Genomic DNA, 24258 nt, shown 5'->3' on the forward strand with positions numbered 1-24258 from the left:
GGGTCTACCCGTATCAGCCCCTATCGAGGTATCACCGTGCTCTGGACCCGTGTGAGTTTTGCCCTGATGCTCGCCGCCAGCAGCCTTGCGGCGCAGGCTCGCGAGTATGCCTACAGCGATGCGCACCTGCATTACGTGGACTTTTTCCAGGAAACCGCAGGCATGGACAAGTTGCTCAAGGCCATGGCGGAGAATCGCATCGAACATGTGATGATTTCCGGCATTCCCGTGGCCAAGAAATGGCATGAGGACGAACCCAAGCGCCCGCGCTATTACGCAGGCGACGATGCCGATGCCTATTGGTACAGCGCCACCGATGTGATCGTCGCCGCCGCGGTCAATAAGCTGAGCCCTGAACAGCGCCAGCACTTTCATCCGTTCCTGGCCGGTTTCAATCCTAACGACAAGAACTCCGCTGCCCACATCCAACGTATGCTCGACCTCAACCCAGGGCTGTGGCAGGGCATAGGCGAGGTGTTTACCCGCCACGACGACCTCACCGCGCTGACCTCGGGTGACACACCACGCGCCAACAACGAAGCCATGACGCGCATCTATCACTTGGCGGCGGAGAACGACCTGCCGGTGATGGTGCACTCCAACATCACCTCCAAGCGCGAGCGTAACCCGTTGTACCTGGCCGAAATCGAGCAGCCGCTGCGCAACCATCCGCACACGCGCTTTATCTGGGCCCACGCCGGCACCAGCAAGGAAATCCATCGCCATCAGGTGCAAATGGAGTTCTTGCTGCCCACCTTGAATCGCCTGCTGGAAACCTACCCCAACCTGTATATCGACCTATCGTGGAGCATGCTCACCCCGTATTTGCTGGATGAGGCGGGAAAGCCCCGGCCGGAGTGGGTCAAGCTGGTGGAGCGTTTCCCGGATCGCTTTATGTTGGGCTCTGACGTGGTAGGACGCTTCAACAAGCTGGGTAAGGAAATGCGTCGCTTTGATCCCTTCCTTGATGCATTGCCTGAAGACGTTGCCCACAAGGTCGCGCGGGATAACTTTTTGGCCATCCTGCCCAAGTCGCCTCGCGATGAGGGAGCGCATTGATAGCGGGTTTTGGTTTTGTGTAATGACGGAAGGCGCCGTTAACGTACAGCGGTGGCGCGGTTTTTGGTGTAGGGCTGGGGCTGAGGTGGCCCTATCGGGGCATAGGTATCTACACAATTTTGGCACGCTCCTGAACCTGTGACGGCTCAGGAGCCGAAGCCTCTCTAACTGACGCCCCGCGACCAAAATGTGGGAGGGGGCTTGCCCCCGATGCAGGTGACCCGGTCTCATTCAATGGCCCATAAAAAAGCCCCGAACCAGTCGGGGCTTTTCATTGGATCAAGCTACAGGCCTTACTTGCCCTGCCAGCGTTTCAGCACCAGGGTGGCGTTAGTGCCACCAAAGCCGAAGCTGTTGCTCATCACGGTGTCGATTTTTACATCTTCAACGGTCTTGGTCAGGATCGGCATATCGGCGACGACCGGGTCGATCTCGTCGATGTTGGCCGAACCGGCCATGAAGTTGCCTTCCATCATCAGCAGGCAGTAGATCGCTTCGTGAACGCCAGCGGCGCCCAGGGAGTGACCCGACAGGCTCTTGGTGGAGCTGATTTTCGGCGCCTTGTCCCCGAATACCGCACGTACGCCTTCCATTTCCTTGGCGTCGCCAACCGGAGTCGAAGTGCCGTGGGTGTTCAGGTAGTCGATCGGGGTGTCCACGGTGGACATCGCCATCTGCATGCAACGGATGGCGCCTTCACCGCTTGGCGCAACCATGTCGTAGCCGTCGGATGTCGCACCGTAGCCGACGATTTCCGCGTAGATCTTGGCGCCACGGGCCAGGGCGTGTTCCAGTTCCTCGACCACGACCATGCCGCCACCGCCGGCGATGACGAAACCGTCACGCTTGGCGTCGTAGGCGCGGGAGGCCTTTTCCGGGGTTTCGTTGTACTGGGTGGACAGCGCGCCCATGGCGTCGAACAGGAACGACTGGCTCCAATGTTCTTCTTCACCGCCGCCGGCGAATACGATGTCCTGCTTGCCCAGTTGAATCTGCTCAACGGCAGTGCCGATGCAGTGGGCGCTGGTGGCGCAGGCCGAGGAGATCGAGTAGTTGACACCCTTGATCTGGAACGGTGTGGCCAGGCAAGCCGAAACGGTGCTGCCCATGGTCCGCGTGACGCGGTACGGGCCAACGCGTTTCACGCCTTTTTCGCGCAGGATGTCCAGCGCTTCCATCTGGTTCAGGGTGGATGCGCCGCCGGAGCCGGCGATCAGGCCGGTACGTACGTTCGACACCTGGTCTTCGCTCAGGCCGGAGTCGGCGATCGCGTCTTTCATGGCCAGGTAGGCGTAGGCGGCAGCGTGGCCGACGAAGCGATAGATCTTGCGATCGATCAGTTCTTCGAGGGGCAGGTCGATGGAGCCGGAAACCTGGCTACGCAGACCCATTTCGGCATATTCCGGGTTGAAGCGGATGCCAGGGCGACTTGCACGCAGGTTAGCGGTGACGGTCTCTTTGTCATTGCCCAGGCAAGAAACGATGCCCAGACCAGTGATAACGACGCGGCGCATGCGGATAACCCTTAAAAGTTGTCAGTGGAAGTGAATACGCCGACCCGAAGGCCTTCGGCAGTATAGATCTCGCGACCGTCGACAGTCACCGAACCGTCGGCGATGGCCAGGTTCAGCTTGCCCTTGAGGACGCGCTTGATTTGAATGTTGTAGGTGACTTTCTTGGCGGTCGGCAGGACCTGGCCAAAGAACTTCACTTCGCCCGAACCCAGGGCGCGACCGCGACCCGGCAGGCCTTGCCAGCCCAGGTAGAAGCCGACCAGTTGCCACATGGCATCGAGGCCCAGGCAGCCCGGCATCACCGGGTCTCCTTCGAAGTGGCAGGCGAAGAACCACAGGTCAGGGGTGATATCCAGCTCGGCGACCAATTCACCTTTGCCGTACTTGCCACCCTCTTCGCTGATATGGGTGATGCGATCCACCATCAGCATGTTCGGGGCGGGCAGTTGCGCGTTACCTGGGCCGAACAGCTCACCGCGACTGCAGCGCAGCAGGTCTTCCCGAGTAAAGGCGTTTTGTTTGGTCATGCGAGCTCCTCAATAATCCCATGCGGCAGGGTAGGGCAAATCTTCCCGAACCGAATGAAGCGTTCATGCCTCATAGCGGTAGCCTACACATAGACTATTGCGTTGTAGTGAAAGTCACAGCGTCAAGGTACTCAATGTACACTTGTTCACTGAAATGTTAAACCGGACCTGTTTATCGGCCCGTTCGGGTGCCTAAGACTGCCGCACTTTCGTCTTCCACGCCAGTCGGACTTGGCTTGAACGCGACAGCTAGTTCACCCAGCGCTGAAGGATTTGCTGCAAATCCGTGCGTTTGAACGGTTTGGCCAGGTAATCGTTCATTCCAGCAGCGAGGCAGGCTTCGCGGTCGCCCTGCAAGGCGTTGGCGGTCAGGGCGATAATCGGCAGATCGGCGCAGCCCGGCAGCTGGCGGATGCGCCGGGTGGCCTCGTAGCCGTCGATCAATGGCAGGCGGCAATCCATCAGGATGGCCGTGAAAATCAGGCTTTCGGCGCTGCGGATCGCCTCGGCGCCATCGGTGGCCAGGCTGACTTCGAAGCCCAGGCTGCGCAGCATGGCTTCGACCACGGTACGGTTAACCGGGTTGTCTTCCACCAGCAGTATATGCCGCCCGTCGCCTGCACTGGTTTTACCCACGGCGTCCGGTGCGATGGCGGGCAGGCTCTGTTGATCAATAGCCAGCGGAATTTCCAGGGTGAACACCGAACCCCGGCCTTCTTCGCTCTGGGCGCGCAGGGTGCCACCCATGCGTTCGGCCAGCGTACGGGCAATCGGCAGGCCGAGGCCGGTGCCGCCGTAACGTCTTGAAATAGAGCTGTCGGCCTGCTGGAACGCGTCGAACATCAATTCCAGGCGCTCGGCGGAAATGCCAATACCACTGTCGCGCACGGTGCAGGTGAACCACACCAGTTCATGGTCCAGGGTTTGCCAGTGGGGCTGCACGTGTACCGTGCCGTGCTCGGTGAACTTCAAGGCATTGCCGATCAGGTTCACCAGGATCTGCCGGATACGGGTCGGATCACCGCGCACTCGCAGGGCTTCCATGCCCGATGGAATCGGCAGCTCAAGGGCCAGCCCGCGTTGCTGCGCACTGTGCTGGAACGCCTGGGCGCAACTGCTTATCAGCTCGGCCAGGTTGAAGGAGATATGTTCCAGCTCCAGCGCGGCCCGCTCGATACGTGAAAAGTCGAGGATGTCATTGATCACCTTGAGCAGGTGCTCGGTGGACTCGGAGGCCAGCGCCGCGTACTCGGCCTGCTCTTCGGTCATCTCGGTGGTTTCCAGCAGTTGCAGCATGCCCAGCACACCGTTCATGGGCGTGCGCAGCTCATGACTCATCATTGCCAGGAAGTCCGACTTGGCATTGTTCGCGCGCTCGGCTTCTTCGCGGGTCTGGATCAGCTGGGCCATGGCCTGCTGTTGTTCACGGCTGGCCTGGTTGAGGCCGGCGGCCAGGTTGTTGATGTGCCGCGCCAGATCGCCCAGTTCGGAGTCATCGACAATCGGCAGCGGTGTCTTGTAGTCGCCCTGCTGGATGGCCTTCACCGCATTCCCCATGGCGCTGATCGGCTGCGACAGGCTGGCGGCCAGGCGTCGCGCCAGCAGGCAGGTGAACAACAGCGCGAACAGCGCCAGGATGCCGGCCTTGAACAGGATTTCCTGCTGGCGCTGGCTGAACGCATCGTTGGACATCCCGACGATCACTCGGCCCAGGTAATCCGCGCGCGGCGCCGTGGGTTCGTTGAGATTGTCCTGGAAAAAGTCATTGCCCAACTGGATATGTTGCAAGCGGATCGGTGCCTGGAACACCTTCACCGACAGTGAGCGGTCGTGTTTCTCCGACGGCTGCTCGACGTACACCAGAATGTTCTCGGCGCTGTCCTGAATCTCCAGGAAGCGCACGTGGGGGTGGCCAGCGTCGCGCGCAGCAGGGTGTCGAGCACCTCGTTGTTGCCGGAAATAACGCCGTACTCGGTGGCCGGCGCCAGTTGGTTGGCGATCAACTGGCCGGTGTGGTCCAGTTCCTGGCGCAAGTCCTGGATACGCACGAAGGTAAAGAAGCTGATCAACAGCAAGGTCAGCAACAGCGCGGGCCCCAGGGTAATGAGCTGGGTGCGGGTGTTGATGTCCCAGCGACGGCGCAAGGTCATGGGCGTCTGTCTCCTTCGGCCAAGCGGGCGGCGACGGCAGCTTCGTCGACCTGTTCGATGCCCAGTGAGCGCGCGACTTGCGGGTTGCCCACCACTTTGAAATGTTCCGGGTAGAGCGTGCGCGGCCAGTTGGCAGGCGGGTGGTCCAGCAGCCGGTCGAGTACCGCGAGCCAGTCAGGCTGGTCGCTGTAAGTGCTGGCCAGGCTCCCAGCGCGGACAAACCCGGCATTGGGCCCCACCAACGGCAATTGCTGGGCATAGCTGCTCAATAACAGGTTTTTGGCGGTTTTAGGGTTGTACAGTTGCGGATCGTCCAGGCCCAGCAGCACGTCACTGTTCTTGAACAGGGCTTGCAGGGGGCGGCTGTCATTGGTGTTGTCCCAGCGTTGCGGCACGATTTCCAGGCCCAGCGGCGCCGCGTACCGGTGTAGCTCGGGCAGCAGGAATTCGCTGTCGGCACCGTAAAGCACACCGATGCGCCGGGCCTGGGGCACGATGCTGGCGATCAGGCGCAACTGGCGCGTCAGCGGCGGATCGCTCCACAACAGGCTGATTTTTGCCGGGTGAGCGCCGCCCAGGCGTTGCTGGGCTTGCAGACGGCTGATGCGCAGCACCAGGGTCGGCGGACCCTGGCTGTCCTGCAAGCGCCAGTCGAGGCCGGGCAGGTCGAGCAGGATCAGGCGGGTAGTGGCGGGCAACTGGCTCGGCGCCGGCAGGTTTTGCAGCAGGGTGAAGGAGACATGGTCTTCGGGGCGCTGTTGGGCGAGGGCCTGTGTAAAGGCTTGGACGCCGGCACCGTCCTCGGCGGCGGTCAGCAGGATTTCCGCGCTCCACACGGGCCTCGTGAACAGCAGGCACGCCAGCAGCAAGCCTTTGCGCCACAGCCTTGAAACGACAGGGAGGGTCATCCGTGACGAGTCTCCCATGTCAGAACTCTAACTGCGCGCTGAAGTAGAGCACATGGCGATGGTCGTAATGGTTGTCGGGCCAGGTGGTCGGCTGGTTATCGAGGCGTTGTTGCAGCATGCCAGCCAGCTCCACGTTGGTTTTGCCCAGGGCAATGCGCTTGGCCACCCGCAGGTCGACCCGTTCGAAGCGATACTCGTTGAGTGCGTCGTCACCATAGTAGAACAAGGCGCTGGACCAGCCGTGGCCCCATTCGCGCAACCAGCCGGCCGAGCCGCTGTTACGTGCGGTCTGCGCCTTGTCGAGTGGGTTGCTGGTGCTCGCGTCGACGTAAGCGTAAGTCAGGCGCAGGCGGTCGACGTTGCTCACGCGCCAGTCGAATTGGGATTCGGCACCGGTAAAGCGCGAGCTGTTGGCGTTGCTGGCGATGTATTGGTTGTTGCGCAACGGCGAGCTGATCATGTCGGTGATTTCGTCATAGAACAGCTTCACGTCGACATTCAACCCGAGGTCGGCAAAGAAGCCGTTGTAGCCCAGTTCGCGCGAGCGCATCAACTCTTTATCGAGATTGCCCGGGCCGCGTGTTACCACAAAATATTGCCCGGAATTCTGCCCATACACCGGCGAACTGAGGTTGGTGACGCGGTAGCTCCAGTTGACGTTGTTCTCGAACATGTCCGGTGAACGGATCGCCTCGGAGTACACCGCCCGCAGGCCGTGGCGCGGGTTGATCAGGTAGTTGACCGCCACGCGGGGTGTCAGCGAGTTACCGCTCAAGTGGGTGTCTTCGTACATCGCGCCGCCTTGCAGCAGCCAGTGTTCGCTGGCGCGCCATTCCAGGTGGCCGAACAGGCGCCAGGTGGTGTCGTCCAGCGTTCCGTTGAAGTAGGTGTCGGAGTCGGCGCGGTCGTAGCGGTAATTCATTCCGCTGACCAGGCGCAGGCTGTCGGAGAGGCTGAGGGTGTCTTGCAGCTCCAGGTCGTAGCGGCTTTCCTGGGTGCTCTGGTCGATATCGCCGCACACGCTTTGGCTGGCGCCGTTGCGCCATTGGTCCAGTACCTGGTTGCCCAACGCCTGCTCGGCGGCGCTGCCGGGCGGAGCGCTACCCTGGCTGAACTGATCCATGTGCCGCGCCAGCTTTTCGGCGTAGTTGGGGTTGAGCTGCCACAGCTGGGTCAGTTCGGGGCTGAACGAGACCTTGGCGTCACAGGCTTTCCAGATCTGCCGACGGTTCCATTGCTGGGCCGACCCCTGGATATACAGGCTGTGGTCGGGGTTGAAGTCGAAATTCCAGCGCATTGAGCCCGCGTAGTCCTTGGCGGTGACGTCGGAATTGGTGCCGCCCTCGGTAATCCCGGCGAACACCGGAGTGTAGGTATAGGGACGCTGATTGGTGCCTTCCTTGGCATCCAGCTGCCAGTCGATGCTCTGTTGCGCATTCAACGTTTGGCTGACGGCCAGGCTGAAGCGGCTGAGGCGGCGGCTGTCACGGCGGTCGGCACCGGCGGCATCGCTGTCAAAACCATCGTCCTGTTGCCCGGACAGCGACAGGCGCAAGTCGCCGGTTTCCCAGCCCACGCCCTGGCTGGCATAGACATCGTTGATCCCGCGTTCACCGCGGATGACCTTCACCCGCGTGCCCTGGCTGTTGGCCGGTGAACGGGTGAGGATATTGACCACCGCCATCAGCGCATTGGCGCCGTAGCTGACGGTATTGGGGCCACGAAACACCTCGATACGCTCGATGTCTTCCATGGCCACTGGAATATCGCTCCAGTCCACCGTCGCCAGGCCTGCGCGGTACACCGAGCGTCCGTCGATCAACACCTGCATGCGCCGTGCATCGCTGGCGCTGGTGCCGTGGTAATTCACCGCCGCCTGATTGCCGGTGGTGTAGCCGACCATCATCCCCGGCACCAGGCGCAACAGCTCGGCAATGTCACGCGCACCGCTGGCCTTGATCAACTCGCTGTCGATCACAGTCATGCTGCCGGGTACGGCCGCGGCCGATTGCTTGAGGCGGGTGGCGGTCAATACCTGCGGCAGCGGTTGGCTGTCGAGGAACAGATCGTCGGCCGACGCACTGGCGCTGCACGCCAGGGTCAACGGCAGCATCAACAGCAGGGATGAGCGGGGAGGAGGGCCCAGGTACACGGCGCGGCCTTGATAATTGCGGATAGCCGCCCATGTTAACTGAGGTGAGGCCTTTTGCCAGTCGTGAGACCTGCAATAACTTCATTCAAGTGTGGCATTTTCCGACAAGCGCACGAATTCACACGGGGGCTGGCCGCAAGCAGGTCGCCCCGTATAATGCCGCCATCGCCACTGGTATGGATTAACGGATTGCATATGACTGAACAGCGCCCTATCGCGGTCCTGGGAGGCGGAAGTTTTGGTACCGCCGTGGCTAACCTGCTGGCCGAGAACGGCCACGCCGTGCGCCAGTGGATGCGTGATCCCGAGCAGGCCGAGGCCATTCGCGTGCATCGGGAAAACCCGCGTTACCTTAAAGGCATCAAGATTCATCCGGCGGTCGAACCCGTTACCGATCTGTTGGCAACCCTTACCGCCTGCGACCTGTGCTTTGTCGCGCTGCCTTCCAGCGCCTTGCGCTCGGTGCTGGCGCCCCACGCCGAACGCCTGGCGGGCAAGCTGCTGGTCAGCCTGACCAAGGGTATCGAGGCGCAGACATTCAAGCTGATGAGCGAAATCCTCCAGGAGATCGCCCCCCAGGCGCGCATTGGTGTGCTGTCCGGGCCGAACCTGGCGCGGGAAGTGGCCGAGCATGCGCTGACCGCCACGGTGGTCGCCAGTGAAGACGAGCAACTGTGCGAGCGCGTCCAGGCGGTGCTGCATGGTCGCACCTTCCGCGTCTACGCCAGTGCCGACCGGTTCGGCGTCGAACTGGGCGGTGCGCTGAAGAACGTCTACGCCATCATCGCCGGCATGGCCGTGGCCTTGGGGATGGGCGAAAACACCAAGAGCATGCTGATTACCCGTGCTCTGGCGGAGATGACCCGTTTCGCCGTGAATCAGGGCGCCAACCCGATGACGTTCCTGGGCCTGGCGGGCGTCGGCGACCTGATCGTCACCTGCTCGTCGCCGAAAAGCCGTAACTATCAGGTCGGGTTCGCGCTGGGCCAGGGGTTGAGCCTGGAAGAGGCCGTGACTCGCCTGGGCGAAGTGGCCGAAGGGGTCAACACCCTCAAGGTGCTCAAGGCCAAGGCTCAGGAAGTCGGGGTGTACATGCCGCTGGTTGCCGGGCTGCACGCGATCCTGTTTGAAGGGCGCACCTTGGACCAGGTCATCGAGCTGCTGATGCGCGCCGAGCCGAAAACCGATGTCGACTTTATTTCCACCAGCGGTTTCAACTGAGGAACGCGGCATGAACGATTCGAAAGCAGCCCCCAAGTATGAGTCCATTGTGCTGCGCATCCTGTGGATGCTGGTATTTGCCCTGGTGTGGCAGGTGGCGCAGTTCGTGCTCGGCGCCTTGGTGGTGGTGCAACTGATTTACCGGTTGATCTATGGCGCGCCGAACCTGAGCCTGATGAACGTTGGCGACAGCCTCAGCCAGTTCCTTGCGCAGATCGGTCGCTTCGGCAGCTTCCACACCGAGCAAAAACCCTGGCCGTTCGCTGATTGGCCAACCCCGCGTGCACCGGAAGGCGAAGCCGCGCATAGCGTGCCGCCAGCACCGCACCCGGTGCGTGATGAAGAGCCCAAGCTATGAAATTGTGGATCCTGCGCCACGGGCAAGCCCAAGCTCATGCGCCAACTGACGCCGAGCGCAACCTCACCGAGCACGGCCGGGCTGAAGTGTTGCGCAGTGCAGCGCACCTGATCGGCCAGCCGCTCAGTGCCATCATCGCCAGCCCTTATGCGAGGGCGCAGCAGACGGCGCAACTGGTGCGCGAGGTGTTGGGGTTCGAGCCGCAGATCCGTACGGTGCCGTGGCTTACGCCAGAGGACAGCCCGGCGCAGGTGCTGGAAAAACTCGATACCGATGACCTCGATACCGATGACAACGTGCTGCTGGTCAGCCATCAGCCGCTGGTGGGCAACCTGATCAGCTTTTTGCAGCACGGGCACCCGCATCAGCCGCAGCCGATGCATACCGCCAGCCTCGCGCTGTTGGAGGGCGACTTCCCATTGGCGGGGTTGATGAGCCTGGTCAGCGTTGAAAATCCATAAGCTATAGCGCTTATCTGGAATGCCGTTGTGTGTCAGGATTAGGATCGTAATAAAACCAATAAGGACAGTCCCATGAGCCTGTGGCGCACGCAACCGAATATCGAACAGCTCAACGCGAGCCAGAAAAACACTATCGGTGAATTGCTGGATATTCGCTTTGAAAGCTTCGACGACGAATCCATCACCGCCAGCATGGTGGTCGATCACCGCACCCATCAGCCCTACGGCCTGTTGCATGGCGGCGCCTCCGTGGTACTGGCCGAAAGCCTGGGCTCGGTGGCGGCCTACCTGTGCGTCGATGCGAGCAAGTTCTATTGCGTGGGCCTGGAGGTCAACGCCAATCACCTGCGCGGTGTGCGCAGCGGGCGCGTAACGGCGGTGGCCAGGGCCATTCATATCGGCCGCACGACCCAAGTGTGGGACATCCGCTTGACCAACGACGAGGGCAAGGCCAGTTGCGTATCGCGCCTGACCGTGGCCGTGGTGCCCCTGGGCGAACAGCCTCCGGCGCGATAGACATGGCGTGAGTGTCATCATTCCTGGCGGTTACGGTCATTGCCGTGAACGCCAGGCATGGTGACAATCAACCTCTGTTCCTGGAGAGCGCGCCGCTATGTCGCAGCATGTGTTTTTCGCCCACGCCAATGGCTTCCCGTCGGCCACCTACGGCAAGTTGTTCGCGGCCCTGGCTCCCGAATATACGGTGGGGCATCTGCCGCAGCACGGCCACGATCCCAGGTTCCCGGTGGACGATAACTGGCAGAACCTGGTCGATGAACTGATCCACCATCTGCAGCAGCAACCGGAGCCGGTGTGGGGCGTCGGCCATTCCCTGGGCGGGGTCTTGCATTTGCACGCCGCCATGCGCTGCCCGCAGTTGTACCGTGGCGTGGTGATGCTGGACTCGCCGGTGTTGACCCGCGCGGATCGCTGGGTGATTCGCGCCGCCAAACGCTTTGGTTTGATTGATCGCCTGACTCCGGCCGGACGCACCCTGGGCCGTCGCGAAGAATTCGCCGACCTGGACGCCGCGCGCGCTTACTTCGCCGGCAAGACCCTGTTTCGCGGTTTCGACCCCGAGTGCTTCGAGGCGTATCTGCAACATGGTCTGCTGCCAGTGGGCGACCGTCTGCGTCTGCGTTTCGACCCCGCGACGGAAATCAGCATCTACCGGGGCGTGCCTCACACCAGCCCCGGCCAGGTGCGCCAGTTGAAAGTGCCGCTGGCGGTGGTGCGCGGCCGGCAGAGCCGTGTGGTGATGCGCCATCATGTCAGCGGCGTAGGTCGCCTGCCCATGGGTGAGATGCTCACCATGCCCGGCGGCCATATGTTCCCCCTCGAACGACCCCAGGACACCGCGACCTTGATCAAGCACCTGTTTGCCCGCTGGCAGGCCCGTGAGCGCAGCTGCGCATGAGCGCGCCCGTGGAAGAAGTACGCCTGAGCCTGCCGCATATCGAGCTGGCGGCGCATCTGTTCGGGCCTGAAGACGGCCTGCCGGTCATCGCCCTGCATGGTTGGCTGGACAACGCCAACAGCTTTGCGCGCCTGGCGCCGAAGCTGCAGGGTTTGCGCATCGTCGCGCTGGATATGGCCGGGCACGGGCACTCGGCCCATCGTCCGGCCGGGGCCGGTTACGCCGTGTGGGATTACGTCCACGATGTGTTGCAAGTGGCCGAGCAACTGGGCTGGCAACGTTTTGCATTACTTGGCCATTCCCTCGGCGCCATCGTTTCCCTGGTGCTGGCCGGAGCCTTACCGGAGCGCGTGACGCACCTGGGGTTGATCGACGGGGTGATCCCGCCGACCGCCCGCGGCGAGAACGCGGCCGAGCGGCTAGGCATGGCATTGCAGGCGCAATTGAGCCTGCAGGGCAAGCGCAAGCCGGTCTATGCGAGCCTGGATCGGGCGGTCGAGGCGCGCATGCACGGCCTCGTCGCGGTCAGCCGCGAAGCCGCCGAACTGCTGGCCCAGCGCGGTTTGATGCCGGTGCCGGGTGGCTATACCTGGCGCAGCGACAGCCGCCTGACCCTGGCATCACCGATGCGCCTGACCGATGAACAAGCCATGGCGTTCGTACGACGCGTGAGTTGCCCTACGCAGCTGGTGGTCGCGGCTGACGGCCTGTTGGCGAAACATTCCGAATTGCTTTCACAGCTGCCCTTTACCGTGACGACGCTGCCGGGTGGCCATCATTTGCACCTGAATGACGAGCCCGGTGCGGTTCTTGTTGCAGACTGTTTCAATCGGTTCTTCTCCGCGCCTTGACTTGGCGCGGTCAACTGCCGAGGCTGGGCGGATTGAAAGGGAGTCAACCATGAACCATCTTGAAACCGCTGCGACCCTCCATGGCCACGGCTTATTGATCCGATGAGCCTGGGTAAAGGCTGTATCCGTGCGTTTGGGCTGTGCTGTTTCAGCCCGCTGGTGTTCGCCGCCGATGTAGCGGGAAGCCAGGACTTACCGGCCATTGCCCGCCAGGTGGACGCGCAGATCGTCGACTATCGCCCTGCTGAAGAAAAGGAGCGCATCTACCCCATGGGCGCGATCCGCAAGATCAGCGGTCAATTGCGCTCCGAAGCCCAGGCCACCGCACGCGGTCCAACCACTGCGATCACCTACGAGCTGCCCGCCGAGCACAGCTCCAGCGCCGCCTTTACCGCCACCCGCGAAGCCTTGCAGGCTCAGGGCGCGCAGCTGTTGTTCTGGTGCCAGGCCCGCGATTGTGGCGAAAGCAGCCTGTGGGCCAATGAAGTGTTCGGCAACGCCAAGCTGGTGGGCGCCGATGGCCAGCAGGAGTACCTGCTGTTGCGCCTGGCGGCGCCCCAGGACAACTCGCTGGTGGCGCTGTACGGCATTACCCGTGGCAATCGACGCGCCTATCTGCATGTCGAGCAACTGGACGCCAGCACGCCGCTGGGCACTCTTCTGCCCACGTCGGCAACGCTGCTGCGTGAGCTGAAAAGCACCGGCGAGCTGGACTTTCCTGCGCTCGGCGCCGAGCCCGACACCACCTGGTTGACCTTGATTTCCCGTGGGCTGAACCTCGACACCAACCTGCGCGTCAGCCTGACCGGGCCCGGCGCCGAAGCCTGGCGCCAGGGCCTGATCGACAGTGGCGTGCGCGCCGCGCGCCTGGAAACCGGCACAGGCAAGGCTGAAGGCCTGCATCTGCATCTGATACGCTAAGCGCCACAGGGCGAACGGACCCGCGCCGTTCGCCTAAGCTGTCTTCCTACATGACTCTTTTCGAGATACCGGATGCTCAATAACGATCGCCTGCTGGTGCAAATCCTGCTGCTGGTGCTGTTCGGTGCCAGCTTCTGGGTCATGGCGCCGTTCTGGTCGGCGCTGTTCTGGGGCGCGGTGCTGGCGTTTGCCAGTTGGCCGCTGATGGTACTGCTGACCCGTGGGCTGGGCGGCCGCGAATCACTGGCGGCCGGTATCCTGACATTGGGCTGGATGTTGCTGGTCGCGCTGCCGCTGGTGTGGCTGGGGTTCAACCTGGCGGACCATGTGCGCGATGCCGTCGTATTGATCAAGGATATCCAGGTCGACGGCTTGCCCAATGCGCCCACCTGGCTGGGCTCGATCCCGCTTATCGGCGAGCGGCTGGTGGCGACGTGGGACAGCATCGACCAACAGGGCGCGGCGTTGATGCAGAGCCTCAAGCCTTACCTGGGCCAGGTCGGCAATTGGTTGCTGGCGCGCAGCGCGCAAATCGGCGGCGGCATTCTCGAACTGACCTTGAGCCTGGTCTTTGTGTTCTTTTTCTACCGCGACGGGCCGCGCCTGGCGATGTTCGTGCACCGTTTGCTGGAACGCCTGATCGGCGACCGCGCCAGCTATTACATCGAACTGGTGGCCGGGACGGTGCAACGGGTGGTCAATGGCGTGATCGGCACGGCTGCCGCCCAGGCCGTGCTGGCGCTGATCGGTTTCCTGATCGCCGGCGTGCCTGGCGCGTTGCTGTTGGGCGGCGTCACCTTCCTGCTCAGCTTGATTCCCATGGGCCCGCCGCTGGTGTGGATTCCGGCCACGGCCTGGTTGGCGTGGAAGGGTGACTACACCTACGCGGTGTTCCTTGGCGTGTGGGGCACCTTCATCATCAGCGGCGTCGACAACGTGCTCAAGCCTTACCTGATCAGCCGTGGCGGCAACCTGCCGTTGGTGATCGTGCTGCTGGGCGTATTCGGCGGCTTGATCGCGTTCGGCTTTATCGGCCTGTTTATCGGCCCGACCTTGCTCGCGGTGGCCTACAGCTTGTTGACCGACTGGAGCGCCACCCAGGCCCAGGCGCGACGCGAAGACAAGCCGCTTTAAGCCCTCGGCAGCCACACTACGGCGGTCAAACCGCCGCCTGGCGTATCGTCCAGGCTCAGGTGGCCGCCGAGGCGCTCGACCGCTTCCTTGGCGATCGTCATGCCCAGGCCGACGCCGCCGGAATTACGGTTGCGCGAGCCCTCCAGGCGAAAGAACGGTTCGAACACCGCTTCGCGCTTATCGGCCGCGATGCCAGGGCCGTGATCGATCACGCGGATCACCAGGGCGCCGCGGCTGTCGGCCAGTTCCACGCGCGCCGAGCCGGCATAGCGCAGGGCATTGTCGATCAGGTTGTTGAGGCACGAACGCAACGCCATCGGCTGCACCTGCAAGGGCGCGCAGGTGCCGCACACCTGCACATCGCTGCCCTGGTCCTGGGCGTTTTCGCTGAGCGATTCCACCAGCGCCTGCACGTCGAGCCAGTGGCGGGTCTCGCTGGTGCGCTGTTCGTGCAGGTAGCTCAAGGTGGCGTCGAGCATGCCGATCATGTCGTTGAGGTCCTGGCGCATCTGGCCTTGCAGCTTGGTGTCTTCGATCTGTTCCAGGCGCAGTTTCAGCCGGGAGAGCGGCGTGCGCAGGTCATGGGAGACTGCCCCGAGCATGCGTGCGCGCTGGCTGACTTGTTCGCGGATGCGCCTTTGCATCAGGTTGAAGGTTGACGCGGCCTGGCGTGCCTCGCGAGGCCCGGATTCGTCCAGCGGCGGGCTGTCGAGGTCGAGGCTCAAACGCTCGGCAGCCGCGCTCAGGCGCTGGATCGGCCGGCTCAACAGCTTGGCGCCGTACCAGGCGGCGATGATCAGCGAGATGAATTGAAACGTCAGCGGCACCACCGGGCCGCCGAACCAGGGGCGCTGATGCTTGGCCAACGGTTTCATCGAGCCATCCGGCTGCTCGACGAAGGTTTCCGGTGGCGGTGGCGGCGGAGGGCCGTAATGATGGAACCAGAAGAACGCCAGCGCATGCGCCAGCACGATGGCCACCAGCAACACGCCGAACAGCCGCCCGAACAACGTATTGAAGGTGGCGCGCATCAACCGATATCCCGCGCGTCGAACAGATAGCCTTCGCCGCGCACGGTCTTGATCAAGTGGGGGGCCTTGGGGTCGTCGCCCAGTTTCTGGCGCAGGCGCGACACCAACAGGTCGATGCTGCGATCGAAGGCTTCGATGGAGCGACCGCGTGCGGCATCCAGCAATTGCTCGCGGCTCAACACGCGGCGCGGGCGTTCGATGAACACCCACAGCAGGCGGAACTCGGCGTTGGACAGCGGCACTACCAGGCCATTGTCGGCCACCAATTGGCGCAACACACTGTTGAGGCGCCAGTTGTCGAAGCGGATGTTGGCGCGCTGCTCGGTACGGTCATCGCGCACCCGGCGCAGGATGGTCTGGATACGCGCCACCAGTTCGCGCGGTTCGAAGGGTTTGGACATATAGTCGTCGGCGCCCAGTTCCAGGCCGATGATACGGTCGGTGGGCTCGCAGCGGGCGGTGAGCATCAGGATCGGAATGTCCGATTCAGCCCGCAGCCAGCGGCACAAGGTGAGGCCGTCTTCGCCCGGCAGCATCAGATCGAGCACCACCACATCGAAGGTCTCGGCTTGCATGGCCAGGCGCATCGCCGCGCCGTCGGTCACGCCCGTGGCGAGGATATTGAAGCGCGCCAGGTAATCGATCAGCAATTCACGAATCGGCACATCGTCATCGACGATCAGCGCACGGGTGTTCCAGCGCTTGTCGTCGGCGATCACCGCGCCTGGGTGCTCGTCGTTTACCGGGACGGAAGGAGTCTGCATAGTGCGATCATCTACCTGATTGTTACGGCCAGCATAGGCGCCCAGCCCCATGGCTGGAAGTGCTGGACGGTCGGTCATGCGGCGAGGCTAACGGTGGGGCGTGTTGGGCGCATGTCGTGAATGTATCGGCTTTGAAATAATTGTCGCAAACCGGCGCCCATCAACGCCCAAATCAGTATTTACCGATCATCGGATCCCGCAACGGCGCCGCTTGCGCTACAATCCGCGCCGATTTCGACTTGCCTGAGAGCCCATTCCAATGTCCGTCTGCCAGACTCCTATCATCGTCGCCCTGGATTACCCCACCCGTGACGCCGCACTGAAGCTGGCTGACCAGTTGGACCCTACGCTTTGCCGGGTCAAGGTCGGCAAGGAACTGTTCACCAGTTGCGCGGCGGAAATCGTCGGCACCCTGCGTGACAAGGGCTTCGAAGTGTTTCTTGACCTTAAATTCCACGATATCCCCAATACCACCGCCATGGCGGTCAAGGCAGCGGCCGAGATGGGCGTGTGGATGGTCAATGTGCATTGCTCCGGCGGCCTGCGCATGATGAGCGCCTGCCGGGAAGTGCTGGAACAGCGCAGCGGGCCGAAACCGCTACTGATCGGCGTGACTGTGCTGACCAGCATGGAGCGCGAGGACCTGGCCGGCATCGGCCTGGACATCGAGCCGCAGGAGCAGGTGTTGCGCCTGGCCGCCCTGGCGCAAAAAGCCGGCCTCGACGGCCTGGTCTGCTCGGCCCTCGAGGCCCAGGCGCTCAAGAGCGCTCACCCGACGCTGCAACTGGTGACCCCGGGGATCCGCCCGGCGGGCAGCGCCCAGGATGACCAGCGCCGTATTCTGACGCCGCGCCAGGCGCTCGATGCCGGTTCCGACTACCTGGTGATTGGCCGTCCGATCAGCCAGGCGGCCGATCCGGCCAAGGCGCTGGCAGCCGTCGTTGCCGAAATCGCCTGATACCAAATGTAGGAGGGGGCTTGCTCCCGATAGCGGTGTGACAGTCAACAGATGTACTGGCTGATCCACCGCCATCGGGAGCAAGCCCCCTCCCACATTTTGATTCGGTTTCGTCAGTTATCACTGTGCATAGCCATTGCGCCCACGCCATTTCCTGAACAATGAAGATCCCCTGTGGGAGGGGGCTTGCTCCCACATTTGTCTATCCTGTATCAGCTGACCTTCAGCACCAGCTTGCCGAAGTTCTCGCCGTTGAACAGCTTCATCAACGTCTCGGGAAACGTCTCCAGGCCTTCAACGATATCTTCCTTGCTCTTGAGCATGCCCTGCGCCATCCAACCGGCCATTTCCTGCCCGGCAGCGGCAAAGTTCGCCGCGTGATCCATCACCACAAAGCCTTCCATCCGTGCGCGGTTGACCAGCAATGACAGATAGTTGGCCGGGCCTTTCACGGCTTCCTTGTTGTTGTACTGGCTGATAGCCCCACAAATCACCACCCGCGCCTTCAGCGCCAGGCGGCTGAGCACTGCGTCGAGAATGTCGCCGCCAACGTTATCGAAGTACACATCCACGCCTTTGGGGCACTCACGCTTGAGGGCGGCGGGTACGTCTTCGTGTTTGTAGTCGATGGCGGCATCGAAGCCCAGTTCGTCGACCAGGAACCTGCACTTGTCGGCGCCCCCGGCGATGCCGACCACGCGGCAGCCCTTGAGTTTGGCGATCTGCCCGGCAATGCTGCCGACCGCACCGGCCGCGCCGGAGATCACCACGGTCTCGCCTGGTTTGGGGGCACCTGTGTCCAGCAGCGCGAAGTAAGCGGTCATGCCGGTCATGCCCAGCGCTGACAGGTAGCGCGGCAGGGGCGCGAGTTTCGGGTCGACCTTATAGAAACCGCGCGGCTCGCCCAGGAAGTAATCCTGCACGCCCAAGGCGCCGTTGACGTAGTCGCCCACCGCAAAGTTCGAGTGCTTGGAGGCGATCACCTTGCCTACGCCCAATGCACGCATCACTTCGCCGAGGCCGACAGGTGGAATGTAGGACTTGCCCTCATTCATCCAGCCGCGCATGGCGGGGTCGAGGGACAGGTACTCGTTGTGCACCAGCACTTGCCCGTCCTGCGGCGTGCCTACCGGGACTTCCTGAAAGGTGAAGGTGTTCCGCGTGGCGGCGCCGACCGGGCGTTTGGCAAGCAGGAACTGGCGGTTGGTCTGGGCAGTCATGGCGGCAACTCTTTAGAAGGGGAGTATGAGTGATAGACAAGGAACCGCCTGTGAGCAAGGTTGTTCGAGCCACGCGAATGCTTGCCGATAGACGAGGTTGATAGTCAGCCCGGTGGCCTTATCACCCAGACGCATGCAGCGCCAACCGGCCTTCTGATAGTGCTGACGCGTCGCGCCCCGGATTGACTAGACTCGCTCGACGGCTATCAACCCCCAAAGGACATTCCCATGAGCATGACGTTTTCCGGCCAGGTTGCCCTGGTGACCGGCGCCGCCGCCGGTATTGGCCGCGCGACCGCGTTGGCGTTCGCCGCCGAAGGCTTGAAAGTGGTGGTGGCCGACCTCGATGTGGCGGGCGGCGAGGGCACGGTTGCATTGATTCAGCAATCGGGTGGCGAAGCCTTGTTTGTGCGCTGCAACGTCACCCTGGAGGCGGATGTGCAGCGATTGATGGCGCAGACCGTCGCCGCCTACGGCCGCCTGGACTATGCCTTCAACAACGCCGGGATCGAGATCGAGAAGGGCAAGCTGGCTGACGGCAGCCTGGATGAGTTCGATGCCATCATGGGGGTCAACGTCAAGGGCGTGTGGTTGTGCATGAAGTATCAACTGCCGCTGTTGCTGGCCCAGGGCGGTGGCGCCATCGTCAACACGGCGTCGGTGGCGGGGCTGGGCGCGGCGCCGAAAATGAGCATCTATGCGGCGTCCAAGCATGCGGTGATCGGCCTGACGAAGTCGGCAGCCATCGAGTACGCGAAAAAGAAAATCCGCGTCAATGCCGTCTGCCCGGCGGTGATCGATACCGACATGTTCCGCCGCGCCTATGAAGCTGACCCGCGCAAGGCCGAATTTGCGGCGGCAATGCACCCGGTCGGGCGCATTGGCAAGGTCGAGGAAATCGCCGCCGCGGTGTTGTACTTGTGCAGTGATGGCGCGGCCTTCACCACCGGCCAGGCCCTGGCGGTGGACGGCGGTGCCACGGCGATTTAAGACTTCACACTGCCACCTGTTCGAAAAGGACTGGGGGGTTGTGGGGTGTTTCCATAGCTGGCAAAAAGCCGCGATCGAATGTGTATCACCAGGTAAAAAACCCAATAAAATCAATACTTTAATAAAAGTTGGGAACGGGTTTTATTGGGCTTCTGTGCTTAACTGTTTGGGTTGAATAACAAACAGTTGAAGTGAGTGGCTCATGGATTTAGGGATTGATCGACAAGCCCCGGTACCGGTGGTGCAGCAAATCATCAGCGCAGTCGCGGGATGGATTCGCAAGCATGGGGTGAGCCCCGGCACACGCTTACCGTCTGTGCGGCAATTGGCCCTCGACAACCTGCTCAGCCAGTCCAGCGTGATCGAGGCATTCGAACGGATGGAGGCCCAAGGCATGCTGGCCTCGAAAAAAGGCTCGGGGTTCGTCGTGGCGCAGCCCGCGAGCATTCAGGAAAACCAGTGGTACGAAGGCGCCGAACAGGGCTGGGGCAGGTTTACCGACAGCCCTTTAGGCGAGCTCAAGCTCAGCTGTGGCTGGCTGCCGGACGCCTGGCGCGAGAGCGATGACATCAGCTACGCGATCCGCGAAGTCAGCCGCACCGACACCGCAGGCCTGTTCAATTACAGCACGCCTCTGGGCCTGCCGGCCCTGCGTGAACAACTGCTCAAGCGCCTGACCCAGATTCAGGTGCCCAGCAGTCTCGACTGCATTCTCACCACCCACGGCGCCAGCCATGCCTTGGACCTGCTCATACGCACGTTGCTCAGGGCCGGCGATACGGTGGTGGTCGAGACCCCCGGGTATGGCAACCTCTACCGGCAACTGGCGTTTCACGGGGTAACGTTGCTGGAAGTGCCCCGCACGCGCAGCGGCCCGGATATCGAGGTGCTGGAGGCGCACCTGCAATGCCATCGGCCCAAATGCCTGTTCATCAACAGCCTCTATCACAACCCTACCGGCACCAGCCTGTGCCGCGCGGTAGCCGAGCGTCTGCTGGCGCTGGCATGCAGCCGGGATTTCCTGATCATCGAGGAAGACGTCTATGGCGATCTGCAGCATGCCAGTTGCACACGGTTGTCGGCGTTGCCCCATGATGACCGTGTCATCTACGTCTCCAGTTTTCCAAGACGCTGAGCAGCGCCTTGCGCGTGGGCTACCTGAGCGCCAGTGCGGCGATCATCGCGCAACTGGCGCAACTCAAGACTCTGACGGGCATCGGCACCTCACGCTTTGCCGAAGCGATAGTGGCCACCTTGCTGGTCAACGGCGCCTACCGCAAGTGGGTGCAGCGCCTGCGCAAGCGCCTGAATACGCAAATGGCCGCCACCTTGCAGGTGCTGGAGGATGAAGAATGGCAAGTGTTTGCAGTACCCGCCGGCGGCATGTTTCTGTGGGCGCGGCCTGGCGCGCAAAACCCTTCGCGCGTGCAGGCATGTGCCCGCAAGCTCGGTGTGCTGCTGGCGCCGGGAATGCTGTTCAACCCGGCGGGTGAGTGCTGCGAGTGGCTGCGCATCAACGTGGCCTACGCAGCTGATCCGCGAGCACTGGCGCTGTTTCGTGCCCTGGGACCCGCCAGATCGACCTCGACCATTCTGAAAACGACGGGTGTGTAGCTTTTTGCCATTATTGTGGCGCCCACGACTTGTGTTCAGTGCCCCGTGGTTGCGACTCTCGCTGCTGGTAAGCGGGTTTATGGCATCTGCCATTGCAAGAGGACTCAAGTGCAATGATTTCGGGCGCGCAACGACGTTTCGCCAACCTCGGTATGGCGAAAAAACTGGGCTTGGGTTTTACTCTGGTGCTGCTGCTGACGGCAGTGATAGCGGCCATTGGCGTATGGTCGCTGCAAACCGTTGGCCAGCGCTTCGAAGGCCTCAAGCACATGTCTTCGCTCAACAGTGGACTGCAGAAGGTGCGCCTGATCGAACAGGATTACGCCTTGCACGCCGACCCCAAGGCTGTTGACGCCCTGCATGAAAGTATCGACGCGCTGGCCGCGCTGGCGGCCAGTCTCAAGGCCCAGTCCGCTGCCAACGTGCCGGTCATGACCGATGTCGAGCAAGCCCTGGCGGCCTACCGCAAGGCGTTCGACGAGTTCGTCGAACTGACCCAGGCCAAGGACCTGGCCCTGGAAATGGCTAGTTGGTCGGTGTCCAGCGTGGCCAATAACCTCGATGTGTTGCAGGCCGGCCTGGCGGACGATGGCGCCTATGGCCTGAAGGAAAGCCAGGGCAAGGCGGGTGCCGAGTTTATCGAGCAGGCAGGGCAGGTGAGCCAGGTGTCGCGGTTGATGCTGCAGGCGATGAACGAAGCGCGGCTACGCCTGGATCAGAGCCGCAAGGCCGATGCGGAGGAGGCCGAGCAGGGCAAGATCGAACAGGCCGACCAGGCGCTGGCTCAGGCCGAACAACTGAAAACCTCGGTCAAGGACCCCGGCTACCAGACCGTGCTCAATGAAGTGTCCGGGCATATCGCCGCATTCAGCGAAAAGCTCGGCGAGTACACCGGGCTGTTGGCCCAGGAAAAACTGGTTTACAAACAATTGCATGATCGCGCCGATCAGGTGGTCAGCCGAGTCAACCTGGCCTATGACGCCGAAGACCAGTCGATGCAGGCGCAGTTGGGCAAAAGCACGCTGCTGATCATCGGTTCATCCGCCCTGGCGCTGCTGGTGGGGCTGATCGCGGCCTGGGTGATTACCCGCTTGATCGTGGCGCCGCTGCGCAGTGTGATCGCAGTGGCGCAGCAGATTGCCTCTGGTGATCTGAGTGGGCGCATGGAGGTCAGCCGCCGCGACGAAATCGGCCAACTGATGCAGGCAATGCAGCAGATGGGCAACGGCCTGAGCCATATGGTCAGCGGGTTGCAGGCCGGTATCGAGCAACTGGCCAGCTCGGCGCAGACGCTGTCCAGCGTTACCGAGCAAACCAACGTCGAAGTCAGCAGCCAGAAGGAAGAAACCGAACAGGTGGCCACGGCGATGAACCAGATGACCGCCACGGTGCACGACGTGGCGCGCAACGCCGAAGAGGCCGCGCAAGCCGCACAGACGGCGGATGACAAGGTCGACAGCGGCCAACAGGTGGTGCGCCAGAGTTTGCAGCGCATCGAATTGCTGGCCACGTCCAGCAACAGTGCCAGCGCCAGTATCGAAAGCCTCAGCGCGGAGATCCAGAACATCGGCACGGTCCTGGGCGTGATCAAGAGCGTCGCCGAGCAAACCAACTTGCTCGCCCTGAACGCCGCGATCGAAGCGGCCCGCGCAGGGGAGCAAGGGCGCGGCTTTGCGGTGGTCGCCGATGAGGTGCGGGCGCTGGCCAAGCGCACTCAGCAATCGACCGAAGAAATCGAACGCCTGGTCAGCACCTTGCGCAGCGCGGCGCAGTCGTCGGTGCAACAGATTCAACAAAGCGGCGAACTGGTGAAGCTGGCGGTCAGCGATGCGTTGGAAACCGAGAGCGCCCTGGGCAGCATTGCAGCGGCGGTGTCATTGATCCAGCAGATGAACCAGCAGATTGCCGCAGCGGCTGAAGAGCAAAGCTCGGTGGCCGAAGAGATCAACCGCAGCGTCACCAGCATCCGGGCAAGTGCCGATCAATCGGCGTTGAGCATGCAAGGCAATGCCGCCTCAAGCATCCAGCTGGCGCAGCTGGGCGCGGAACTCAAGGGCATGGTGGGGCACTTTCGCCTCTGAGCGCGGCCGGGGCGCCGCGACCAGTGGAGAAGGCGATCAGGCGTTGTTGGCGAGGAACGTCAGCAGCGCCTCATTGACGAAGTCCGGATTCTCGCGGCTGGAGATATGCCCGGCGTCGGGAATCAACGTCAGGGCACAGCCGATCAGCTCGGCCATTTCCCGGGATTCCGCAGGTGGCCGCGGCTTGTCCTGCTCGCCGCACATGACCAGGGTGGTATCGCAATCCAGGCGATGAAGCTGATCGAGAGTGTCTGCGCGGCTGAAAATCAAGCGGCCCAGGGGCACCACGCTGTCCAGCAGGCGTTCCCGGGGGAAATCCTGCAGCGACTGACGAAAATCCTGATACAGCGCTGATTCGCGGTCGATTTCCGGCCTGAAGAAAATCGGCGCGATCACATCCAGCAGCGGCGGCGGGATAGCGCCGGCGTCTTCGATCATCTTGAACAGCGAGAAGTAATACTGGCGCGTGGCGTCCGGCTCGGCGCCGAGGTAGGTGTCCATCAGCACCAGGCTGTTGACGCGTTCCGGTGCCAGCAAGGCGAGGCGGGCGCCCCACATGCCGCCGACCGACAGGCCCACCAGGTTGACCTGTGAGATGTCCAGCTGGTCGAGCAAAGCCAGGTTGTGACGTGCCAGGTCATCAAGGGACAGGGTTTGCGCAGGCAGCGTGCCCGACTCGCCATGGCCCCACAGTTCAGGGACGATCACACGGTATTGCTGCGACAGCGCTTCGATCTGCGGTGCCCACATGTCGCGGTCCCACAGGTAGCTCGAACCCAACAGGACGACCGGGCCGGTGCCCTGGTCGATATAGTGCAGCGGTTGTCCATCAATCACGGCGACAGGCATAGCAGGCCTCTAACTTCACGGAGTGAGGGGCACTTTTTTACGCTAGTCGGGGGCGGGGGGATAGATGCAAACTGATGG

At 62.4% G+C, this 24258-nt stretch carries 20 protein-coding genes and 3 pseudogenes; 14 read left to right on the forward strand and 9 right to left on the reverse strand.

The features are described 5' to 3' along the window. The first annotated feature begins 66 nt into the window (after nt 1-66). Nucleotides 67-1059, forward strand: a complete 993-nt coding sequence (locus C4J87_RS08615) for an amidohydrolase family protein (protein WP_372238440.1) — start codon at nt 67-69, stop codon at nt 1057-1059. 293 nt (nt 1060-1352) lie between these two features. Here C4J87_RS08615 and fabB read toward each other — a convergent pair whose 3' ends face one another. The 5 genes and pseudogenes from fabB to C4J87_RS08640 form a co-directional block, all read right to left on the reverse strand. Further along, entirely contained in the window at nt 1353-2573 is a 1221-nt protein-coding gene (gene fabB / locus C4J87_RS08620; protein WP_124366438.1) for a beta-ketoacyl-ACP synthase I, read from the reverse strand. Between the two features lie 11 nt (nt 2574-2584). Beyond that, nucleotides 2585-3100 carry a 3-hydroxyacyl-[acyl-carrier-protein] dehydratase FabA gene (gene fabA, locus C4J87_RS08625; protein WP_003210552.1) on the reverse strand — a complete coding sequence of 172 codons (516 nt, stop codon included), beginning with the start codon at nt 3098-3100 and terminating at the stop codon, nt 2585-2587. Between the two features lie 249 nt (nt 3101-3349). Further along, nucleotides 3350-5250 (reverse strand): annotated as a pseudogene (locus tag C4J87_RS08630) (ATP-binding protein). Then, nucleotides 5247-6176, reverse strand: coding sequence for an ABC transporter substrate-binding protein (locus C4J87_RS08635; protein WP_124366439.1), 930 nt, complete (start codon nt 6174-6176; stop codon nt 5247-5249). The pseudogene C4J87_RS08630 and the gene C4J87_RS08635 overlap by 4 nt, the downstream one beginning before the upstream one ends. A 1-nt stretch (nt 6177) precedes the next feature. Beyond that, complete coding sequence (locus C4J87_RS08640; protein ID WP_124366440.1) at nt 6178-8310, reverse strand: TonB-dependent siderophore receptor; 2133 nt, start codon at nt 8308-8310, stop codon at nt 6178-6180. A 195-nt stretch (nt 8311-8505) separates the two neighbouring features. On the opposite strand from C4J87_RS08640, the gene C4J87_RS08645 reads away from it, so the two are divergent. The 8 genes from C4J87_RS08645 (at nt 8506) to C4J87_RS08680 (ending at nt 14673) form a co-directional block, all read left to right on the forward strand. After that, nucleotides 8506-9531: an NAD(P)H-dependent glycerol-3-phosphate dehydrogenase gene (locus C4J87_RS08645; RefSeq protein ID WP_124366441.1), complete on the forward strand. Its 1026-nt coding sequence runs from the start codon at nt 8506-8508 to the stop codon at nt 9529-9531. Nucleotides 9532-9541: 10 nt separating this feature from the next. Next, entirely contained in the window at nt 9542-9889 is a 348-nt protein-coding gene (locus C4J87_RS08650) for a DUF4389 domain-containing protein (protein ID WP_124361997.1), read from the forward strand. Further along, a complete protein-coding gene (gene sixA, locus C4J87_RS08655; protein WP_124366442.1) occupies nt 9886-10350 on the forward strand; it encodes a phosphohistidine phosphatase SixA in 465 nt (154 codons plus the stop codon). Before C4J87_RS08650 ends, sixA begins: the two co-directional genes overlap by 4 nt. A 72-nt stretch (nt 10351-10422) precedes the next feature. Further along, entirely contained in the window at nt 10423-10866 is a 444-nt protein-coding gene (locus tag C4J87_RS08660; protein WP_124361999.1) for a hotdog fold thioesterase, read from the forward strand. Nucleotides 10867-10963: 97 nt separating this feature from the next. Beyond that, nucleotides 10964-11767, forward strand: a complete 804-nt coding sequence (locus C4J87_RS08665) for an alpha/beta fold hydrolase (protein WP_124366443.1) — start codon at nt 10964-10966, stop codon at nt 11765-11767. Beyond that, nucleotides 11764-12618 (forward strand): alpha/beta hydrolase, encoded by an 855-nt coding sequence (locus tag C4J87_RS08670; RefSeq protein WP_124362001.1) that lies wholly within the window; start codon nt 11764-11766, stop codon nt 12616-12618. The genes C4J87_RS08665 and C4J87_RS08670 overlap by 4 nt, the downstream gene beginning before the upstream one ends. A gap of 102 nt (nt 12619-12720) precedes the next feature. Beyond that, the gene (locus tag C4J87_RS08675) at nt 12721-13539 is read left to right on the forward strand and encodes a DUF4892 domain-containing protein (RefSeq protein ID WP_124366444.1); all 819 of its coding nucleotides are present in this window, start codon (nt 12721-12723) and stop codon (nt 13537-13539) included. A 72-nt stretch (nt 13540-13611) separates the two neighbouring features. Then, nucleotides 13612-14673, forward strand: a complete 1062-nt coding sequence (locus tag C4J87_RS08680) for an AI-2E family transporter (protein WP_124366445.1) — start codon at nt 13612-13614, stop codon at nt 14671-14673. Here the strand turns inward: C4J87_RS08680 and C4J87_RS08685 are convergent. After that, the gene (locus tag C4J87_RS08685; RefSeq protein ID WP_124366446.1) at nt 14670-15704 is read right to left on the reverse strand and encodes a HAMP domain-containing sensor histidine kinase; all 1035 of its coding nucleotides are present in this window, start codon (nt 15702-15704) and stop codon (nt 14670-14672) included. The genes C4J87_RS08680 and C4J87_RS08685 overlap by 4 nt on opposite strands. Then, nucleotides 15704-16468: a response regulator gene (locus C4J87_RS08690; protein WP_124366447.1), complete on the reverse strand. Its 765-nt coding sequence runs from the start codon at nt 16466-16468 to the stop codon at nt 15704-15706. The genes C4J87_RS08685 and C4J87_RS08690 overlap by 1 nt, the downstream gene beginning before the upstream one ends. Nucleotides 16469-16727: 259 nt before the next feature. Between C4J87_RS08690 and pyrF the strand changes: the two genes are divergently transcribed. Continuing rightward, nucleotides 16728-17426, forward strand: coding sequence for an orotidine-5'-phosphate decarboxylase (pyrF, locus tag C4J87_RS08695; protein WP_124366448.1), 699 nt, complete (start codon nt 16728-16730; stop codon nt 17424-17426). Between the two features lie 212 nt (nt 17427-17638). Here the strand turns inward: pyrF and C4J87_RS08700 are convergent, their stop codons facing one another. Then, complete coding sequence (locus C4J87_RS08700) at nt 17639-18646, reverse strand: NADP-dependent oxidoreductase (protein ID WP_124366449.1); 1008 nt, start codon at nt 18644-18646, stop codon at nt 17639-17641. 228 nt (nt 18647-18874) lie between these two features. Here C4J87_RS08700 and C4J87_RS08705 point away from each other — a divergent pair, with 228 nt between their 5' ends. The 4 genes and pseudogenes from C4J87_RS08705 to C4J87_RS26605 all read left to right on the forward strand — a co-directional run bounded on the left by C4J87_RS08705 (nt 18875) and on the right by C4J87_RS26605 (nt 23331). After that, nucleotides 18875-19636 carry an SDR family oxidoreductase gene (locus C4J87_RS08705; RefSeq protein WP_124366450.1) on the forward strand — a complete coding sequence of 254 codons (762 nt, stop codon included), beginning with the start codon at nt 18875-18877 and terminating at the stop codon, nt 19634-19636. Between the two features lie 202 nt (nt 19637-19838). Further along, nucleotides 19839-21250 (forward strand): annotated as a pseudogene (locus C4J87_RS08710) (PLP-dependent aminotransferase family protein). Nucleotides 21251-22245: 995 nt separating this feature from the next. Then, nucleotides 22246-22470: pseudogene (locus C4J87_RS26600) on the forward strand (HAMP domain-containing protein); the annotation flags it as partial. Nucleotides 22471-22488: 18 nt separating this feature from the next. Further along, nucleotides 22489-23331 (forward strand): methyl-accepting chemotaxis protein, encoded by an 843-nt coding sequence (locus C4J87_RS26605; protein WP_372238205.1) that lies wholly within the window; start codon nt 22489-22491, stop codon nt 23329-23331. A 36-nt stretch (nt 23332-23367) separates the two neighbouring features. Here the strand turns inward: C4J87_RS26605 and C4J87_RS08720 are convergent, their stop codons facing one another. Beyond that, on the reverse strand, nt 23368-24180 hold the full coding sequence (locus tag C4J87_RS08720) for an alpha/beta fold hydrolase (RefSeq protein WP_124366452.1): 813 nt from the start codon (nt 24178-24180) through the stop codon (nt 23368-23370). Nucleotides 24181-24258 lie beyond the last annotated feature (78 nt).

Source organism: Pseudomonas sp. R1-43-08 (assembly GCF_003852255.1).
Lineage (GTDB): Bacteria > Pseudomonadota > Gammaproteobacteria > Pseudomonadales > Pseudomonadaceae > Aquipseudomonas.

What these genes read in the sequence shown, in the direction of transcription:
- C4J87_RS08615 (WP_372238440.1), top strand. Translation starts at nt 67, where the DNA reads ATGCTCGCCGCCAGCAGCCTTGCGGCGCAGGCTCGCGAGTATGCCTAC.
- C4J87_RS08660 (WP_124361999.1), top strand. Translation starts at nt 10,423, where the DNA reads ATGAGCCTGTGGCGCACGCAACCGAATATCGAACAGCTCAACGCGAGC.
- C4J87_RS08635 (WP_124366439.1), bottom strand. Translation starts at nt 6,176, where the DNA reads ATGGGAGACTCGTCACGGATGACCCTCCCTGTCGTTTCAAGGCTGTGG.
- C4J87_RS08645 (WP_124366441.1), top strand. Translation starts at nt 8,506, where the DNA reads ATGACTGAACAGCGCCCTATCGCGGTCCTGGGAGGCGGAAGTTTTGGT.
- sixA (WP_124366442.1), top strand. Translation starts at nt 9,886, where the DNA reads ATGAAATTGTGGATCCTGCGCCACGGGCAAGCCCAAGCTCATGCGCCA.
- C4J87_RS08665 (WP_124366443.1), top strand. Translation starts at nt 10,964, where the DNA reads ATGTCGCAGCATGTGTTTTTCGCCCACGCCAATGGCTTCCCGTCGGCC.
- C4J87_RS08685 (WP_124366446.1), bottom strand. Translation starts at nt 15,704, where the DNA reads ATGCGCGCCACCTTCAATACGTTGTTCGGGCGGCTGTTCGGCGTGTTG.
- fabB (WP_124366438.1), bottom strand. Translation starts at nt 2,573, where the DNA reads ATGCGCCGCGTCGTTATCACTGGTCTGGGCATCGTTTCTTGCCTGGGC.
- C4J87_RS08720 (WP_124366452.1), bottom strand. Translation starts at nt 24,180, where the DNA reads ATGCCTGTCGCCGTGATTGATGGACAACCGCTGCACTATATCGACCAG.
- C4J87_RS08670 (WP_124362001.1), top strand. Translation starts at nt 11,764, where the DNA reads ATGAGCGCGCCCGTGGAAGAAGTACGCCTGAGCCTGCCGCATATCGAG.
- C4J87_RS08675 (WP_124366444.1), top strand. Translation starts at nt 12,721, where the DNA reads ATGAGCCTGGGTAAAGGCTGTATCCGTGCGTTTGGGCTGTGCTGTTTC.
- C4J87_RS08680 (WP_124366445.1), top strand. Translation starts at nt 13,612, where the DNA reads ATGCTCAATAACGATCGCCTGCTGGTGCAAATCCTGCTGCTGGTGCTG.
- C4J87_RS26605 (WP_372238205.1), top strand. Translation starts at nt 22,489, where the DNA reads ATGGTCAGCGGGTTGCAGGCCGGTATCGAGCAACTGGCCAGCTCGGCG.
- C4J87_RS08650 (WP_124361997.1), top strand. Translation starts at nt 9,542, where the DNA reads ATGAACGATTCGAAAGCAGCCCCCAAGTATGAGTCCATTGTGCTGCGC.
- C4J87_RS08705 (WP_124366450.1), top strand. Translation starts at nt 18,875, where the DNA reads ATGAGCATGACGTTTTCCGGCCAGGTTGCCCTGGTGACCGGCGCCGCC.
- C4J87_RS08700 (WP_124366449.1), bottom strand. Translation starts at nt 18,646, where the DNA reads ATGACTGCCCAGACCAACCGCCAGTTCCTGCTTGCCAAACGCCCGGTC.
- fabA (WP_003210552.1), bottom strand. Translation starts at nt 3,100, where the DNA reads ATGACCAAACAAAACGCCTTTACTCGGGAAGACCTGCTGCGCTGCAGT.
- C4J87_RS08690 (WP_124366447.1), bottom strand. Translation starts at nt 16,468, where the DNA reads ATGCAGACTCCTTCCGTCCCGGTAAACGACGAGCACCCAGGCGCGGTG.
- pyrF (WP_124366448.1), top strand. Translation starts at nt 16,728, where the DNA reads ATGTCCGTCTGCCAGACTCCTATCATCGTCGCCCTGGATTACCCCACC.